The following is a 16,720-nucleotide window of genomic DNA, read 5'->3' as shown; positions in this document are numbered from 1 at the left end:
TAAAAGATATGTCAGCTGAAAAAAAACACGATTATCACTTAGTAGACCCAAGTCCTTGGCCTATATTTACATCTTTTGCATGCTTGGTACTAGCTATTGGAGCAATTTTTTATATGCACAATGATGTATCTTGGGGAATGTATTTAGGATTGGCTCTTGTGATTTATGCAGCTTATATGTGGTTCAGAGATGTTGTGATTGAAGCTGAATATCAAGGTCACCATACTCCAGTTGTTCAAATCCATCATAGATATGGAATGACATTATTTATTGCCTCTGAAGTTATGTTTTTCGTTGCATGGTTTTGGGCTTATTTTGATATAAGTTTGTTCCCAAATGAATTTGTTGGAAATGTTTGGCCTCCACAAGACATAGAAACTTTTGATCCATGGGACATTCCATTAATTAATACACTGGTTTTATTATTATCTGGTACCACAGTAACTTGGGCTCACCACTCTTTATTAGAAGACGATAGAAAGGGATTTATTCAAGGATTAACAGCAACTGTTGCACTTGGCTTCTTTTTTACTTTATTACAGGCTTACGAATATCATCATGCTACATTTGATTATTCAGGACATATTTATGGTGCAGTATTTTATATGGCGACAGGTTTTCATGGTTTCCACGTAATTGTTGGAACAATCTTTCTTGCTGTTTGTTTATGGAGAGGAAGATTGGGTCACTTTACGAAAGAACACCACTTTGGTTTTGAGGCAGCTGCTTGGTACTGGCACTTTGTTGATGTTGTTTGGTTATTCTTGTTTGCAGCTATCTACGTTTGGGGAAGTTAATATTTAATCCTTGAAGAATAAGCTTCTATTTTCAGTTTTTGTTTATTTTATAATTTTAGTTTTGTTGTCATTAGGCTTTTGGCAATTGTATAGATTGAGTTGGAAATTAGATCTAATCAATCAAATTGAAAATTCTTTAAAGATTGATCCTGTTGAGCTTCAAAATGTAGAAAAAAAAAATTATTTAAGAATAAAAACATCAGGACAAATTGATTTTGAAAAACAAATTTATCTCTATAATCTTAACGAAACTGGTAAACCTGGATTTGAAGTTATTAACCCAATTAAAATAGGAAATGAAGATTATTTAATTAATAGAGGCTGGATATCTTTTGACCAAAAAAACAAACCAGAGATTAATGTTGTTGATCAAAAAAATATTATTGGTACTTTAATGCTTCAATCAAAATCAAGCTCTTTCAAACCCAAGAATGAAATAGATAAAAATTATTGGTTTACACTAGATCGGGAAGATATTTTAAAATTTACAGGAAAAAACTTTTCAAAATATATTATTTATTTAAATGGTAACTACGAAAACCCAAGACCAAGAGTGATCACTGCTAAAATTTCAAACAATCATAAAAAGTATGCAATTACTTGGTTTTCGATGGCGATTTCGATTCTTTTAATATATCTATACTTTAGAAAAAAAAATTATTAATGAGATACGTCAGCACTAGAGATACTACTAAAACTTACGAATTTAAGGATGTTTTTATCAAAGGTCTTGCTGATGATGGGGGTTTGTTTATTCCCAGTTCACTTCCAAACTATAGTGAAAAAGAAATTAAAGAATTGAGATCACTTAATTATTCAGATTTAGCAAAAAAAATTATTTTCCCTTTTATAGGAAATTTTATGGATAAAGATGAATTGTCTAAAATAATTGATAAATCTTATTCTGTTTTTAGGAGAGAAAATGTAATTGATTTCATAAAAATAGGAGATCGATCAGTCTTAGAGTTATTTCATGGCCCAACACTAGCCTTTAAGGATGTTGCTATGCAACTTCTTGGAAATTTTTATGAATTTTATTTAAGCAAGCAAAAAGAAAAAATTAATATTGTAGTTGCCACATCTGGAGATACAGGGGCAGCAGCTATAGATGCAATAAAAGGAAAAGAAAATTTAAATATTTTTGTACTACATCCTGATAATCGAGTTTCTTCTGTTCAGCGAAAAATCATGACTACTGGAAAACATGAAAATGTATTTAATATCGCTATTAAAGGAAATTTTGATGACTGCCAAAACTTAGTTAAATCAATGTTTTCTGACACAAAATTTTCTCAAGATATTAATATGTCAGGTGTAAATTCAATCAACTGGGCAAGAATTATTGCTCAATGTGTTTATTACTTTTACAGCTATTATCTCATTGAAGATCACACTAAACCCACTAATTTTTCTGTTCCCACAGGGAATTTTGGAGATGTATACGCAGGTTATTTAGCCAAAAAAATGGGTTTGCCCATTAATAAATTGATTGTTGCAACAAATCAAAATGACATTCTCCATAGAGCTATTTCAAACGGTAATTACGAGGCTGAAACTGTTTCTGAAACTATTTCTCCTAGTATGGATATACAGATTGCAAGTAACTTTGAGAGACTTATTTTTGATTTGAATGATAAGAATTCAGAACAAACATCAAAAGACATGATGAAAATTAAAGAAGAAGGAAAATATTCAATTGATAAAGAAAAGTTAAATTTAATTAATCAAGATTTCTTATCAGCAAGAATGAGCGAGACTGAAACACTTGATATTATTAAGTCTGTTTATCAAGAATTTAATATTGTTTTAGACCCTCATACTGCAATTGGTTATGGAGCTTTTGATAAAAACAATCTCAATGGTAATAATGTTGTGCTAGCAACAGCACATCCATGTAAGTTTCCTGATGCAATTCAAAGTGCTATAAATATTAAAGCTGAGTTACCAAATGAACTTCAATTTATATTAAATGAGAAAGAAAATTATGATATTCTTGAAAATGATATTGAAAAAGTAAAAGAACATATTAAAGATAGATCCAAATGAAAATAAAAGAAAACGATAACCTGCCAAATTCAGAAATTTTTGTTCTTCAAGATGGAGAGCCTGTAAAAAAAAATATAGAAGATTTTTTTAAAGACAAAAAAGTTGTAATATTTGGACTACCTGGGGCATATACTTCTGTATGTTCTGCCAAACATTTGCCAGGATATATTAAGATGCATGATCAATATAAAGAAAAAGGTATTGATCATATAATTTGTATTTCAGTAAATGATCCCTTTGTGATGAATGCTTGGGGTAAACAAAATGATGTAGGTGAAAAAATTCTTATGATGGGTGACCCATTTCTTAATTTTACAAAAGAAATTGGTGCAGATGTTGATAAAAGTGGCAGAGGTTTAGGAATTAGATCTAATAGATACACGATGTTTGTTGATAACATGAAGGTTGTTAAACTTCAGGAAGAAGCAGATACAGGATCTTGTGAAATCTCAGCAGCAGAAAATTTCTTTAAATTAATCTAGACTTGCAGCTTTTTTAGCTAATAAATCAACTTCTTCATTTAGTGGATTTCCAGCATGAGCTTTAACCCAGTTCCACTTAATTTTAGAATTATTATTCAAATCATGCAATTGAACCCATAAATCTTTATTTTTAACATCCTCTTTATTAGATGTTTTCCAATTATTTTTAATCCAATTGTGGATCCAATCAGTAATTCCATTTTTAACATATTTAGAATCTGTGTAGATTTCTATCAAATCTTCAGAATTTACTTCTTTTAATGCATTGATTGTCGCCATTAATTCCATTCTATTATTTGTTGTATCTTTTTCACTTCCACTTATTTTTTTCACTTCATTATCAGTACATATTATTGCTGCCCATCCACCATTTCCTGGATTTTTTAAACATGAGCCATCAGTATAAATTTTAATCATTAAATCAAATAATCTTTAAAACTATTCAAATTGTTGTGGGTAATAAGTTTTTGATAATATTCGTTTGGATCCTTAATTTTGATTAATGCTGTTTTTGGAGTATTTGTATAATCATATAGTCTAGTTAGCAGATATCTAAGAGCAGCACCTCTACACAAAATATTTAAATTGTTTTTTTCATTTGATTTAATTTTCTTAACACTGTTGTAGCCCTTGATTAATTTATCAACTTTCTTCTTATTAATTACAAATTTTTTATTTTTTTCATCAAAACACAGTGCATTAATACAGATTGCTATTTCATACATATAGTAATCGTTAGCAGCAAAGTAAAAGTCTATAATTCCTGACAGCTTATTTTTATTAAAAAAAATATTATCTACGAATAAATCACCATGTATAATCCCAGAAGGAAGTTTTTTTGGCCAATTTTTTTTAATATCATTAAAATTATTAAATAAAAATTTTTTCAAATTTGATCCTTTATTTGATTTAAATTTAATACTCTGGAGTAAAGGTTTTAAATATTTTACACCCATTGAATTTTTTCTAGTAAATTTTATCTTCTTAGTAACCATATGCATTTTAGCTATTGCTTTTCCAATAGCATAGCAGTCACTTTCGTTAACTTTCTTTTTATCTTTTCCACTTAAGAAAGTGACAATACAGGCTGTTTTATTTTTTAGTTTAATTAAATAATTTTTGTCTTTAGTTTTAAGTGGTCTTGGGCAATTAATTTTTGAATCATTTAATTGATCCATTAATTTCATAAAAAAAGGTATCTCTTTTGGAAGAACTCTCTTCTCAAAAATTGTGAGAATAAACTTTTTATTTTTGGATTTTAAAATGTAATTTGTATTTTCAATTCCTTTAGTAATTCCTTGGAAACTTAAAATTTTTTCAATATTAAACTTGTTGTTTATTATATTGATATCACTCTGATTTATTTTTGTATATACAGCCATTTAATTTAATTTGTTAGGAACTTTAAAGACTACATTTTCTTTTATAATTTCTACTTCTTCAACATTTATAGAAAATTTTTTTTTTAATTCATTAATAAAATCTTTTACAAGAATTTCGGGTGCTGATGCTCCTGATGATATACCAATAGTATTTGAATTCTGTATTTGATCAAAAGGAATTTCACTTTCAGAATGAAAAAGTTGTGAATTTTGACAACCTGATTTTTTGGCTACTTCAACAAGTCTAACTGAATTTGAAGAGTTTCTACTACCTATTACAAAAAACATATCACACTTTTTTGCAATATTTTTTACTGCCATTTGTCTATTAGTTGTTGCATAACAAATATCCTCTTTTGCTGGCTCTTTAATGTTTGTATATCTATCTTTCAAAATTTTTATTATTTCTTTAGTGTCATCAACAGATAGTGTTGTTTGAGTTATATAAGCCAATTTTTCTTTAGGATTGGTTTTATACTCCATTGCTTCAGCTTCATTTTGAACTAAATCAATAGATCCTTTGGGTAATTGGCCCATAGTGCCTATTACTTCTGGATGGTTCTCATGACCTATCAAAATAATATGATAACCAGCTTTATTTAAGTTTTCCGCTTCTCTATGAACTTTAGAAACTAGTGGACAAGTAGCATCTACATAAGTCATTTTATAATTTTCAGCATCTTCTGGTATTTTTTTTGGAACACCGTGCGCAGAAAAAATAACGGGTCTAGATTTGTCATTAATTTCCTCTAATTCTTCAACAAAGATAGCACCTTTATTTTTTAAATTATCAACAACATGCTTGTTATGAACGATTTCGTGTCTAACATAAACTGGCGATCCATATTTTTGAATAGATTTTTCTACAATCTCTATAGCTCTCTCAACACCAGCACAAAAACCTCTTGGAGCAGAAAGTAAAATTTTAATTTGTTTGTTTTTCATTTTTCTCTAAAAAATATTCCAGCAATATATGTGGAAAGGTTAAAGACGCCAAACCAATAAAAATTAGTTTTAAGATTGCATCATCTATATAATTAACGTCATTTAATAAAAATAATACAATTATTGAAATAAAGATTGTTAAAAGAGTAAGTGGTAAAGCCTTTAAAATAAATAATTTTAGTCCATTTTGGAGATTGTTTTCATCAAGGTCTATCGCAAGTGAAATAGAGTGCCTCACAGAATGTAAAAAACAAAAATAAATTGTAAAAGCTGTTAAAGGAGTAAAGTAGTAATTTAAAATTATAATTGAGAAATAATCGAAAAAAATAGTGAATTTTTTTAATTCAAACTTATCAATAAATAAAAATATACTTGATAATGAACTCAAAATAATTGATATCTCGATTATCTTTTTTTCTTCTAAAAATTCTAAGAATAAATAAAAATTTTCATTAACAACAAGTAAAGATTTGAATATTTTCACAGTATCATCAAAATGAAAAAAAAGCGGGGCAAGAATTATGAGTGATCCTTTTAAAAGGTATAATAATTGAATTAAGTACGATTTTTTGTTTATTAAAAATTGTGTATCTTCTTTACCAAAATGAAATGCTGCCACTATAAGAAAAACTAACAGTGTGGTTGCAGGTAAGAGTAACCAAAAAATAATGACGCAAACTGCTATAAAAATATAAAAGATATAGAAAATATATATTTTTTCAAAATTAAATAATTTAAGAAGTTTTTTACCTTTAATATTATCTAATGCACCGTGTGAAACTCCAATAGTTAAAATTAAAAATAAGCATATTGATGATGAAATATCTAAATAATTTAATTTAAACATAACGACGGAAAATAAATTAATTAACAAAAAAAATATAAATGAATGATTAAGGTTAATTTTTTTTATTAATTGATTAGTCATTTAAAATAATTCTTTTAAAAATTTCCATTTAGGCATTTTTAAAATTATTTCTAAATCTTCCAAAAAATTACTTTTATTAGATAAGAAATTAATAGCAGTCTTAGGTGAACTATTGAACATTTTAAAGAAAATTTCCCCCATATCTGAAGAGTTATTTCTTAAAACTTTCAAAAAAATGTTGTCCAATAAATCATATTTTTTTTTAATTTTAAACAATTTAGCTTTAGAAATATTTTCAATGTTTTCTGCTATATATTTGCTGTGTTCCTGAATATTTAAAAAGGTGTAACCTGTGCTTAATCTTGTCATATCACCGGCTGATCCAATATATATTTCGTTTAATTTTTTAAGATTTTTATTTCTAAATAAAGGTATAGAGCCTTCTTCTTTAAAATTGATTTTATAATTTCTAATATTTAAATGGTTTTTTAAGTATTGATCTATTTGATTATCATAGTCTTTTATATTTTCATTACTTAAATTTGATATCCAGGTAGTTTCCACAAGTGCACTTTTTTTTGAAAAAGGTAAGGTGTAAAAAAAATGAACCTCATTTTTTTGATCGCATGCAAAATCCATTAAGTTAAATATTTGGTCATCAAAAAAATCTTTTTCAGTTTCTATTTCCACACCACAAAAATGTTGCCACAAATTATTTGCCTTATTTTCATAATTTGGAACGCTATTAAAAATTATTGAATTTGATAATTCAATATCATTAATATTTTTAAAAAATTTTATATTTTCATTTAATTTAAGCTTTGAAAGAATTTTGTCATAAAATTTTCCACTATCTATAGATTGATAAGGTGTTAGCTTACAATCAATAAACTTTGTATCATTAGGAATGTTTATGGAAAAATTATCCCAACTTTTTTTGACACAATCATCAAAATTGTGTGGAAATACTTTCCAAAATGACCAAGTTTTATCTCTTTTATATTGGTCTCTAGGCTCAATTATAGCTAAAGATTTATTTTTTAATTTATCAGAAATTTCAAGTTCATAAGCCAAAGACAAGCCTGCACAACCACCACCGATAATTATGTAATCAAAATCTTTCATTTAAATTTATCTCTTCATTAATTAATGAATGATCATGTTCAATGTTATTATCATTTTTATTTGTAAATATTAAAATTATTAAATCAAAAATTGATAAAAAAGTTTCAATGATTTTTTCAATTTTTGTTACATAAATTTTTCCAGAATTTTTATAATTTTCTAAATTATTTTTATTAATTATTTTGTATCCAATTTTTCTGTAGACTCGTCTTGCAACTAAAATAGAGAATCTGAAACTTAAAGGTATTTCTTTAATTGAGTAAAAAGAATTTTTATAAAATTTTTCAGACAAAGAAATGGTAGATACGATGTCGTTGAAATTTTCATTGATATAAATTCTTTTATTATTTTTATCTTCAATTACGTCTCTTGAAATATTGGTAAGCTGCATTGCTATTCCAAGATCGATAGCTGATCTTAAAGAATTTGTCTTATTAACTTTTAAAATTTTTGCCATCATTAAACCAACTGTGCCTGCTACTCTATAAGAGTATATTAATAATTCTTTTTTTGATTTTAATTCTACTCTTTCTTTTATATCTGAGTTAATCCCATCAAATAAATCATTAATTACTTTTGTTGAAATGTTAAATTCATCTATAAGTTCCCAAATATTTTTAATGACAATGTTTTGATAGTTTTTATTTAAAAAATCTTTCTTAAAGTTTTCAAATTTAATTATTTTGTCTTCTAATTTTCCTGGATCGTCTGCAATATTATCTGCTTCTCTACAAAAATCATAAAGCGCAGAACATTTATCATAAGTTTTTTTTGGCAAAAAAAAACCAGCCCAATTAAATGATTTTGCATAGGTTGCTAAATAATTTTTAGTTAACATTCTAAATCAATTTATCTAATACTTTTGCAGATGAAAGTACTCCTGGTACGCCCGCACCCGGGTGAGTTCCGGCACCAACAAAATATAAACCGTCATAAATTTCTGATTTATTATGAAATCTAAAATAAGCTGATTGAGTGAATTTAGGCTGAATTGAAAAACCTGATCCATATTTTGTATTTAGTTCTTTCTCAAAATAATCAGGTGTAAGATAAAAGTCAGATACAATATTATTTCTAAGATTTGGCATTAAATCATTTTCCATTTTATCAACTACAAGATTTTTCATTTTCTCTCCTTCTATTTGCCAATCTATATTTGATTGATTGTTTGGAACTGGCACTAATACATAAAAACAATCACTTCCCTCAGGAGCCATACTCTTATCTGTTGCAGAGGGTCTATGGAGATAATAGCTAATATCGTTATTTAATTTTTTATAATCAAAAATATCATCTAGATGTTCTTTATATTTGTTTCCAAATTTAATTGTATGATGCTCAACGTTTTCATATACTTTTTTGGTTCCAAAATAATAAACAAATAAACCCATTGAGTAATCCATCCTTTTTTGTTTCCAATCAAACAGCATTGAATTTTTTAAGTTTTTACTAGTCATCTTTTCATAAAAAGCAGGAGGGTCTGCATTACAAATAACGTTATCAGCTTCGATAATCTCTTCATTGTCGACTACAACACCAGTAATTTTATTATTCTTAGTAATAATTTCTCTTACCTCAGTATTTTTTATTATTTCGATTTCCATTTCCTTCATTAACTTTTCAAATCCTTTAATTATATTTCCTGTGCCACCCATTGAATAATGAATGCCCCATTTTTTTTCTAAATAAAGAATTAGCCCATAAATGGAAGTAGTTGTGAACGGATTTCCACCAACCAAAAGTGGATGCATACTAAACATCCTTCTTAATTTTTCATTTTTTACATAAGACGATACTAATGAATAAACTGATTTATAACTCTTAAGTTTTAATAATGCTGGCAACTGTTTCATCATAAAAAATGGTCTATCAAATGGAACATCTGCAAGTTCTAAAAATCCTTTCTCAAAAATTTTTTTGGTAAAATTTACTAAATCTTCATACCCCTTAACATCTTCTTGACTCAAATTTTCAATTTGTTTTTTCATTTCTATTTCATCACCTGAGTAATTAAATTTAGTTTGGTCCTCAAACACAAATTGATACCAAATTTTAAGTGGGGTTAGTTTTATGTAGTCCTCAGGATTTTTATCAAACAAACTGAATAGTTCGTTAATTAAATATGGAGCTGTTATTACTGTTGGCCCAGCATCATAGGTAAAACCATCTTTTTTGAAAACTCTAGCTCTTCCACCTAGATCTGAATGTTTTTCTATTAATTTTACTTTATGTCCTTTGGCTCTTAGTCTTATTGCTGCAGCAATACCACCAAATCCAGATCCAATAACTATAGAATTCATTGCTGTAATTTATAGTTTTTTCAGGAAATTGTAACCGTATTATGAGTTTATTTTTTTTAGCTGTTCTTTAGTTTCTTCTAAATTTTTTTGAAATACAGCATCCAGTTTAGATTTATCAACTGATGTGGTTATGATTTTTTTTACTGAGTCCACCGCTATTTTGATTGAAGCATCTTTTATTTCTTTTAATGCAGCCTCTTTCATTTGGCTAATTTTATTTTCAGCCAAACTTTTTTTAATTTCTGATGATTTATGAAATTTATCATTTAAATCTATTATTAATTTATCCGACTCTTTTTTTGCATTTTCCAAAATTTCATTACTTACAGAAGTAGCGGTATCTAATTTTTTTTGAGCATTATCGAGTAAAGTTTTTGCTTCTGTTCTCAATTTTTCACTTTCATCTATCTCATTTTTGATATCAGAAATCATACCGTCAAGCATTTGAGAAACTTTTTGTGGAATTTTAAAGTAAACTAAAACCCCGATGAAGATTACAAATGATATTGCTACCCAGAAAGTTGCATCAATTGCCATAGTATTTATCTCCATTTCTTCTAGATAGATCGTCAACAATTGCTGATATGCTGCTATTATTTACTTCAGCACCAATAAGTTTTTGAAGTAACTCGGATGACGTTTCTATAGCAATTTTATTTATTTTATCAGGCGCATTATCTCTTAAAGCTTGGATTTCTTTTTCCGCTTTAGCTATTTCGTCATCTATTTGTTTATCAAGAACTTCTCTTTTAGCGTTTATATCTTTAACTGCTTTTTCTCTTGCTTGATTAAACATAGCATTAGCTTCAGTTTTGCTTTTTAAAATTATTTGATCATATTCTTTAAGTTTGGTCTCACTATCTTCTCTTTGTTTTTCAGCTGCCTCAATATTTTCTAGAATTTGAGATTTTCTAGACTCTAAGTTGTTACTAATTTTTGGAAGAATTAATTTAGATAAAACCAAATACATTATCCCAAAAGTAAGTACTAACCAGAAAATCTGAGAAACCCAAAACTCTGGATTTAATTGAGGCATACCTCCACTTTCAGCGGCAAAAGCTTCTTTAATAAAAAAGAAGCTTAAAAATATTAGATGAAGATATATTTTTTTGACCATTAACTTAAAATGCAAATAAAATAATCAATGCAACAACTAATCCAAATAATCCTGTTGCTTCAGCAAGTGCAAAACCTAAAAGTAGGTTAGGAAATTGTTTCTGAGCTGCTGATGGGTTTCTCATAGCACCTGATAAATAATTTCCAAAAATTATTCCAATACCAACACCGGCACCAGCTAAAGCTATTGCTGCTAAACCTGCTCCGATCATTTTTGCTGCTTCTAATTCCATTATATCCTCCTCTGTTATTAATGGTGTAAATTTAATGCATCATTTAAATAGATGCAGGTTAAAATTGCAAAAACATATGCTTGAAGAAAAGCAACTAATATCTCCAAACCAGTTAATGCAACCGAAAAACTTAGTGGAAGCCATCCACCAACTATTCCAAGACTAATTACAAAGCCTCCGAAAACTTTCATCATTGTATGACCGGCCATCATATTTGCAAATAATCTAACTGATAGACTTATTGGTCTACTTAAATAAGAAATAATTTCAATAACTACTATTAAAGGAAGTAATACTGCTGGTACTCCACTTGGTACAAATAATTTTAAATATCCAAAACCATGTTTAATAAATCCAATTACTGTTACGCCAATAAAGATAAATGCAGCAAGAACAAATGTAACGATAATATGACTAGTTACAGTGAATGTGTACGGTATCATTCCAAACATGTTGCAAAATAAAACAAACATGAACAATGAAAAAATAAATGCAAAATATGGTTTTGCTTTAGAACCAGCTGTATCACTAATCATTTTAGCAACAAAGGTGTAGCTAAGTTCTGCTAATAATTGAATTTTATTTGGTAAGATTGAATTTTTCTTAGATCCTAAATTAAAAATTAATAAAATAGAAATTGTACTTATAATCATAAACAAACTTGCGTTTGTAAAAGATATATCAAATGCTCCAACTTTAATTTCAGGTCCAATTCTATAAACATCGAATTGGGACATCGGGTTTGCTGCCATAGTACTAACTTATTTTTGCATCTTTTTTGCTGATCTAATCACGTTTGTTATTCCAGCGATCACCCCAACAAAAAAAAATATTAATATAAACCAGGGTTTAGTACCAAAGGTCTTGTCAAAAATAAACCCAATAATTGTCCCGACAGCCACTGCAGAAACAAGTTCTGTGCTCAATTTGAATGCAGTTCCAATAGGTGAGGGATTATCCTTCTTGTTATAAAGATTTTTCTTAGAAATCTTGCTTTTTGCAATCTCTAAGCGAGTTTTAAAAGGGTCTTTTGCCATTTATTTTGGTTAAGCAACCATACTTTCTGCTTTTTGCAGGTCTACAGCTACCAGTTGGCTTATCCCTTTTTGCGGCATAGTTACTCCATATAGCCTGTTCATTTTAGACATTGTTAAGGCGTGGTGAGTAACAATTATAAATTTAGTGTTAGTAATTTTAATTAACTCCTCTAGCAAGCTACAAAATCTTGTAACGTTAGCATCATCAAGAGGAGCATCCACCTCATCTAAAACACAAATTGGAGAAGGGTTAGTTAAAAATACTGCAAATATTAAAGATAGGGCAGTTAGTGCTTGTTCACCACCAGATAATAAAGTTATAGATTGAAGCCTTTTTCCTGGTGGACTGACCAACATTTCTAAACCAGCTTCTAATGGATCATCAGAGTCTACTAATTCAAGCTTGGCATTTCCTCCATTAAAAAGTTTTGTATAAACCTCATTAAATTTTCTGTTAACTTTTTCAAATGCCTCAACAAGTCTTTCCCTTCCTTTTTGATTTAGCTCATCAATACTATCTTTAAGTTTAACAATTGCGGTAACTAGGTCACTACGATCTTGTTCCATTTTTTTTATTTCTTCTTCATACTTACTAGTTTCCTCATCTGCTTTTAAATTTACAGAACCTAATTGATCTCTTTGTTGTTTTTTTTTATCTAATGCATCTTCTTGATCAACATGATTTGGAAGTTCTTCAACTCCAAATAAATTTGAATTTTCTAAAATATTTTCTTCTGTTAAATTTAATTCTGTATTAACCCTATCAAGCAAATCATTTTTTCTTTTTTGTAAACCTTCTATGGTTGCACCTGAGCTAGCTTTTCGCTCTCTAATTTGAATTGATTGCTCTTGTATTTCATTTAGTTGAACTCTTAAAGTTTCAATTTTTTTATCAGTTTCTTCTATAATTTTTTCGTTCTCTATTTTTTCTTCATCAGAAATTCTTAAATTTTCTGTAATTTGACCTTTTCTTTCTGCTTGTACTCTTGGCTGATTTTCTAAATCATTTAATTGTTTAGATAATTTATTTTTTCTTTCAGTTAATTCATTTACCATCTTTTCTGAATTAGATAAAAGATTTTTCCAGCTTTCTATTTCAGTCTCTATTGTTTTTATTCTTTCATTTCTTTTTACTGATTCATTCTTTATTGACTGATTTTTACTATATGCATCAGCATATTTTTCTTGAAGTATTTTTATATTTTGAGATTTCTCATTTACACTTAATAGCTCTGTTCTTGATTTTTCATTTTTTAAATCATTAATAAAATTGTCTAATTCCATATTACATCTATCTAGTAATGTAACTGCTTGATTTATCTCATTACTATCAATTAATTCTTTTGCTCTAGTAATTGAATTTTTTACATTCTTTATAGGACCAATGCTTATTTTAATTGTATCGTCGGCTAAATTATTAACAACTTCGTCAACTTCTTTTTGCTCTCTTTCAAGTTCATTTTTTGCATTTTCTAGATCTTCGTTTGATAACTTTTCTGTTTCAAAATATTTTGAATCTACTTCAATTAAGTCTGACTTTTCTTCCTTTAATCTTTTTTCATTAGAGTTAGCATCAATAATAATTCCATTTTCTCTTGATATGTCTTCGTCTAAAGTCTTTATTGATTTCTTAATTGTTTCAATTTCATCTTGAATTCTAGTATTTTCCTCATCTAGGTTCTGTAGTTCCAAATTAAGTCTCTGTATTCTTGATAAATTCTCAATATTTTTTTCTCTAAGTGGAGCAACTTTATCGGTTGAAGTTTTTATTAAGTTTTCAAGTTCAGATATCTGATTGTTGAAACTTTCAACTTCACCTCCTGCCTCTGTATTAATTTCATTTTCTATTCTTATCTCCTTATCGATATCCAATAATCTTAGATAATATAGACCAGCCTCTATTTTTTTTATTTCTTCTGAAATTAATTTGTATTTTGTAGCTTCTTCTGCTTGCTTTTGAAGATTTGCCAATTGTTTTTCTTGCTGCCTTCGTAATTCATCAGCTCTTTTTAAATTATTTTCAGCCGCGCCAAGTCTAAGTTCAGCTTCATGTCTTCTTACATGTAAACCAGAAATTCCAGCTGCCTCTTCAAGTATTGCTCTTCTATCAGTAGGTTTTGCTGTGACTAAAGCTCCAATTCTTCCTTGACTAATCATAGAAGGAGAATGTGCACCCGTTGAAAGATCTGCAAAAAACATTTGAGCATCTCTTGCTCTTACCTCTTTGTCATTAATATAAAATTTAGAACCCTTATCTTTTTCAATTTTTCGTCTAACTTGAATGTTTTCTAATTCACGATACTGAATGGGACCTTCTTTTTCTTTGTTCTCTACTTCTATGGAAACTTCAGCAATATTTTTTGATGCTTTATTTGATGTACCTGAAAAAATTACATCTTCCATTCCTGAACCTCTCATACTTTTTGCAGAAGTCTCTCCCATCACCCATCTCAAAGATTCAACTATGTTAGACTTTCCACAGCCATTAGGACCAACTATTCCAGTAAGGCCTTCTTCTATTAAGAAATTTGTTTTTTCGGCAAATGATTTAAATCCATTTAATTGGATTTTTTTAAACTCCATGCACTAACTTATATCATTTTTTCTAGTGCTTTTTTCAAATTTTTATAATTAAGTTTTTTTTCGAATTTTTCGTTGTTTATTATTATCGTAGGGGTTGCGTTTACTTTGAAATTTTTTGCACCCTCTATTCGGTCATTTAACACAAAATCCTCAATATTTTTGTTATTCACACAAGATTCAAAATCGATAGAGAAACCTTCATTTTTTAAAAATATTTGAAGATTTTTATTTGCTTCTTCAATAGAGCTTCCCTTTACCCATTTTTGTTGGTTAGCATATAAACTTTCCAAAATATCAACATTACCATCATTTTTACATTGAGCAACTTTTGAAGCGTTGAAGGCGGCAATATCTAAAGGAAAATGTCTAAATTCTATTTTAGCAAGACCTGTGTCCAGATATTCTTTTTTAAGTTCTGGATAAACGTTTTTATGAAAATTAGCACAATGGCTGCAAGTTAGTGACTCAAACGCAATTATAGTTATTTTTGCTTCTTTATTTCCAACAATAATTCTTTTTATTTCTTCAGCATTTAAATTTGAAAAGCTTCCCAAAACAATTATGGCAAGTAATATAATTTTTTTCATTTTTCTTTATAAACTTTTGTTAATTCTGTTAATGATTTTTTAATCTTATCGTTTTTAACATCTTTGATTTTATCTCGATATTTACTAATTGCCACATTATTAGAATTAATTTCATTCAAACTGCTAGTTTTTTGTTCGTCATCAAAGCTAATAAATTTGAGCTTTTCAACAACATCGTAGCCAAAAAAATTATTCATTTTATCTAAAATGTTTTTTTTTGAATATTCCACATCTACTTCATGGCCCCTTTTAACCATTACAACTAAAGTACTGACACCAAATCGATTTGAGTTTTTGAATTTTTTTGGGAAACATACTTTAAACAATTCATTCCCAACTAAATACTTCCAATTACTGAGTGTTTCTGAATATATATGACCTTTTTTATTAATAATTTTTTTTAGATTTTTTGGCAAAGTGTCTTTGAAAGATCTTAATCCTTGAATGCTAGTATTTCTCTGCTTAGTATTATTTTTAAATTGCATATGAAAGATCTAATAATAACAAATAAAATTCTCAATTGGTACGATATAAATAAGAGATCTTTACCTTGGAGAAATAAGGTTTCACAAGAAAAGAAACAATACTTTACATTGGTTAGCGAGTTTATGTTGCAACAAACTCAGGTTGCTACTGTGATACCTTATTTTAATAGATTTATTAAAAATATTCCTAATATTGAAAAGCTATCAAAATATAATGATAGAAAATTAACCAAACTTTGGGAAGGTCTTGGGTATTATTCAAGAGTAAGAAATTTAAAAAAAACTGCTCAAATAATTGTTAAAAAATTCAATAAAAAAATACCTAGAGATTTTTATGAATTAAAATCATTACCAGGTATTGGTGATTATACAGCAAGTGCAATTTCAGCAATCGCATTTAACAAACCAATAATTCCTTTGGATGGAAACATTGAAAGAGTATTAAAAAGATACTTATATTTAAAGAAACAAAGTCAAATTAAAAAAGAATTCTTACAAGATCAAAAAAAAATTTTTGGTACATCGACAAAAAGATCAAGTGATTATGCTCAAGCTTTGATGGAACTGGGTGCATTAATTTGCAAACCTACAAACCCTACATGCAATAAATGTCCATTATCTAATAATTGCAAAGCTTTTAAAAATAAAAATTTTGATTTAGTGAAATTTAAGAAAATTAACAAGGAAACATATTATAAATTAAATGTTTATAAAAAAAATAATCAATATTTATT

20 protein-coding genes are annotated in these 16,720 nt (G+C 27.9%); 5 read left to right on the top strand and 15 right to left on the bottom strand.

Features of this window, described 5'->3' with window-relative positions; all coding sequences use genetic code 11:
- Positions 1–8 precede the first annotated feature (8 nt).
- The 4 genes from ACTTA4_RS00100 to ACTTA4_RS00085 are packed head-to-tail and all read left to right on the top strand — an operon-like array spanning position 9 to position 3,325.
- A complete protein-coding gene (locus tag ACTTA4_RS00100) occupies positions 9–797 on the top strand; it encodes a cytochrome c oxidase subunit 3 (RefSeq protein ID WP_440633008.1) in 789 nt (262 codons plus the stop codon).
- Between the two features lie 10 nt (positions 798–807).
- Positions 808–1,461, top strand: coding sequence for an SURF1 family protein (locus ACTTA4_RS00095; protein ID WP_440633007.1), 654 nt, complete (start codon positions 808–810; stop codon positions 1,459–1,461).
- A complete protein-coding gene (thrC, locus tag ACTTA4_RS00090) occupies positions 1,461–2,843 on the top strand; it encodes a threonine synthase (protein ID WP_440633006.1) in 1,383 nt (460 codons plus the stop codon). Before ACTTA4_RS00095 ends, thrC begins: the two co-directional genes overlap by 1 nt.
- Positions 2,840–3,325 (top strand): peroxiredoxin, encoded by a 486-nt coding sequence (locus ACTTA4_RS00085; RefSeq protein ID WP_440633005.1) that lies wholly within the window; start codon positions 2,840–2,842, stop codon positions 3,323–3,325. Before thrC ends, ACTTA4_RS00085 begins: the two co-directional genes overlap by 4 nt.
- Here the strand turns inward: ACTTA4_RS00085 and rnhA are convergent.
- The 15 genes from rnhA to ACTTA4_RS00010 form a co-directional block, all read right to left on the bottom strand.
- On the bottom strand, positions 3,317–3,742 hold the full coding sequence (gene rnhA, locus ACTTA4_RS00080) for a ribonuclease HI (protein WP_440633004.1): 426 nt from the start codon (positions 3,740–3,742) through the stop codon (positions 3,317–3,319). The two genes, ACTTA4_RS00085 and rnhA, sit on opposite strands and share 9 nt — an antisense overlap.
- Entirely contained in the window at positions 3,742–4,707 is a 966-nt protein-coding gene (locus ACTTA4_RS00075) for a homoserine kinase (protein WP_440633003.1), read from the bottom strand. Before ACTTA4_RS00075 ends, rnhA begins: the two co-directional genes overlap by 1 nt.
- On the bottom strand, positions 4,708–5,652 hold the full coding sequence (gene ispH, locus ACTTA4_RS00070) for a 4-hydroxy-3-methylbut-2-enyl diphosphate reductase (protein WP_440633002.1): 945 nt from the start codon (positions 5,650–5,652) through the stop codon (positions 4,708–4,710).
- Positions 5,633–6,499, bottom strand: a complete 867-nt coding sequence (locus ACTTA4_RS00065; RefSeq protein WP_440633001.1) for a Brp/Blh family beta-carotene 15,15'-dioxygenase — start codon at positions 6,497–6,499, stop codon at positions 5,633–5,635. The genes ispH and ACTTA4_RS00065 overlap by 20 nt, the downstream gene beginning before the upstream one ends.
- Before the next feature lie 81 nt (positions 6,500–6,580).
- A complete protein-coding gene (locus ACTTA4_RS00060) occupies positions 6,581–7,645 on the bottom strand; it encodes a lycopene cyclase family protein (protein WP_440633000.1) in 1,065 nt (354 codons plus the stop codon).
- Positions 7,632–8,483, bottom strand: a complete 852-nt coding sequence (locus ACTTA4_RS00055) for a phytoene/squalene synthase family protein (protein ID WP_440632999.1) — start codon at positions 8,481–8,483, stop codon at positions 7,632–7,634. Before ACTTA4_RS00055 ends, ACTTA4_RS00060 begins: the two co-directional genes overlap by 14 nt.
- Before the next feature lies 1 nt (position 8,484).
- Entirely contained in the window at positions 8,485–9,945 is a 1,461-nt protein-coding gene (gene crtI / locus ACTTA4_RS00050; RefSeq protein WP_440632998.1) for a phytoene desaturase family protein, read from the bottom strand.
- Positions 9,946–9,984: 39 nt separating this feature from the next.
- Complete coding sequence (locus tag ACTTA4_RS00045; protein ID WP_428080956.1) at positions 9,985–10,497, bottom strand: F0F1 ATP synthase subunit B family protein; 513 nt, start codon at positions 10,495–10,497, stop codon at positions 9,985–9,987.
- Positions 10,472–11,062: a F0F1 ATP synthase subunit B family protein gene (locus ACTTA4_RS00040; RefSeq protein WP_440632997.1), complete on the bottom strand. Its 591-nt coding sequence runs from the start codon at positions 11,060–11,062 to the stop codon at positions 10,472–10,474. The genes ACTTA4_RS00045 and ACTTA4_RS00040 overlap by 26 nt, the downstream gene beginning before the upstream one ends.
- A gap of 4 nt (positions 11,063–11,066) precedes the next feature.
- Complete coding sequence (locus tag ACTTA4_RS00035) at positions 11,067–11,294, bottom strand: F0F1 ATP synthase subunit C (protein WP_006997791.1); 228 nt, start codon at positions 11,292–11,294, stop codon at positions 11,067–11,069.
- A 17-nt stretch (positions 11,295–11,311) separates the two neighbouring features.
- Positions 11,312–12,046: a F0F1 ATP synthase subunit A gene (locus ACTTA4_RS00030; RefSeq protein ID WP_440632996.1), complete on the bottom strand. Its 735-nt coding sequence runs from the start codon at positions 12,044–12,046 to the stop codon at positions 11,312–11,314.
- A 9-nt stretch (positions 12,047–12,055) separates the two neighbouring features.
- A complete protein-coding gene (locus tag ACTTA4_RS00025; protein WP_075506407.1) occupies positions 12,056–12,331 on the bottom strand; it encodes an AtpZ/AtpI family protein in 276 nt (91 codons plus the stop codon).
- 9 nt (positions 12,332–12,340) lie between these two features.
- Positions 12,341–14,914, bottom strand: coding sequence for a chromosome segregation SMC family protein (locus ACTTA4_RS00020; protein WP_440632995.1), 2,574 nt, complete (start codon positions 14,912–14,914; stop codon positions 12,341–12,343).
- A gap of 8 nt (positions 14,915–14,922) precedes the next feature.
- Complete coding sequence (locus ACTTA4_RS00015; RefSeq protein WP_440632994.1) at positions 14,923–15,501, bottom strand: thioredoxin domain-containing protein; 579 nt, start codon at positions 15,499–15,501, stop codon at positions 14,923–14,925.
- Complete coding sequence (locus ACTTA4_RS00010; RefSeq protein ID WP_440632993.1) at positions 15,498–15,986, bottom strand: DUF721 domain-containing protein; 489 nt, start codon at positions 15,984–15,986, stop codon at positions 15,498–15,500. The genes ACTTA4_RS00015 and ACTTA4_RS00010 overlap by 4 nt, the downstream gene beginning before the upstream one ends.
- Here ACTTA4_RS00010 and ACTTA4_RS00005 point away from each other — a divergent pair.
- A partial coding sequence (locus ACTTA4_RS00005) for an A/G-specific adenine glycosylase (protein ID WP_440632992.1) occupies positions 15,987–16,720 on the top strand: 734 nt, incomplete at its 3' end.

This window comes from Candidatus Pelagibacter sp. HIMB1485 (assembly GCF_052048055.1).
GTDB lineage: Bacteria > Pseudomonadota > Alphaproteobacteria > Pelagibacterales > Pelagibacteraceae > Pelagibacter.
Note: the sequence above shows the minus strand (reverse complement) of the source record. Positions and strands in the feature narration are given on the sequence as shown.

Bases quoted from the DNA above. Each gene is read 5' to 3' on its own strand.
- rnhA (WP_440633004.1), bottom strand. From the start codon at position 3,742: ATGATTAAAATTTATACTGATGGCTCATGTTTAAAAAATCCAGGAAAT.
- ACTTA4_RS00030 (WP_440632996.1), bottom strand. From the start codon at position 12,046: ATGGCAGCAAACCCGATGTCCCAATTCGATGTTTATAGAATTGGACCT.
- crtI (WP_440632998.1), bottom strand. From the start codon at position 9,945: ATGAATTCTATAGTTATTGGATCTGGATTTGGTGGTATTGCTGCAGCA.
- ACTTA4_RS00065 (WP_440633001.1), bottom strand. From the start codon at position 6,499: ATGTTTAAATTAAATTATTTAGATATTTCATCATCAATATGCTTATTT.
- ACTTA4_RS00040 (WP_440632997.1), bottom strand. From the start codon at position 11,062: ATGGTCAAAAAAATATATCTTCATCTAATATTTTTAAGCTTCTTTTTT.
- ACTTA4_RS00085 (WP_440633005.1), top strand. From the start codon at position 2,840: ATGAAAATAAAAGAAAACGATAACCTGCCAAATTCAGAAATTTTTGTT.
- ACTTA4_RS00060 (WP_440633000.1), bottom strand. From the start codon at position 7,645: ATGAAAGATTTTGATTACATAATTATCGGTGGTGGTTGTGCAGGCTTG.
- ACTTA4_RS00075 (WP_440633003.1), bottom strand. From the start codon at position 4,707: ATGGCTGTATATACAAAAATAAATCAGAGTGATATCAATATAATAAAC.
- ACTTA4_RS00100 (WP_440633008.1), top strand. From the start codon at position 9: ATGTCAGCTGAAAAAAAACACGATTATCACTTAGTAGACCCAAGTCCT.
- ACTTA4_RS00010 (WP_440632993.1), bottom strand. From the start codon at position 15,986: ATGCAATTTAAAAATAATACTAAGCAGAGAAATACTAGCATTCAAGGA.
- ACTTA4_RS00055 (WP_440632999.1), bottom strand. From the start codon at position 8,483: ATGTTAACTAAAAATTATTTAGCAACCTATGCAAAATCATTTAATTGG.
- ACTTA4_RS00020 (WP_440632995.1), bottom strand. From the start codon at position 14,914: ATGGAGTTTAAAAAAATCCAATTAAATGGATTTAAATCATTTGCCGAA.
- ACTTA4_RS00015 (WP_440632994.1), bottom strand. From the start codon at position 15,501: ATGAAAAAAATTATATTACTTGCCATAATTGTTTTGGGAAGCTTTTCA.
- ACTTA4_RS00035 (WP_006997791.1), bottom strand. From the start codon at position 11,294: ATGGAATTAGAAGCAGCAAAAATGATCGGAGCAGGTTTAGCAGCAATA.
- ACTTA4_RS00045 (WP_428080956.1), bottom strand. From the start codon at position 10,497: ATGGAGATAAATACTATGGCAATTGATGCAACTTTCTGGGTAGCAATA.
- ACTTA4_RS00025 (WP_075506407.1), bottom strand. From the start codon at position 12,331: ATGGCAAAAGACCCTTTTAAAACTCGCTTAGAGATTGCAAAAAGCAAG.
- thrC (WP_440633006.1), top strand. From the start codon at position 1,461: ATGAGATACGTCAGCACTAGAGATACTACTAAAACTTACGAATTTAAG.
- ispH (WP_440633002.1), bottom strand. From the start codon at position 5,652: ATGAAAAACAAACAAATTAAAATTTTACTTTCTGCTCCAAGAGGTTTT.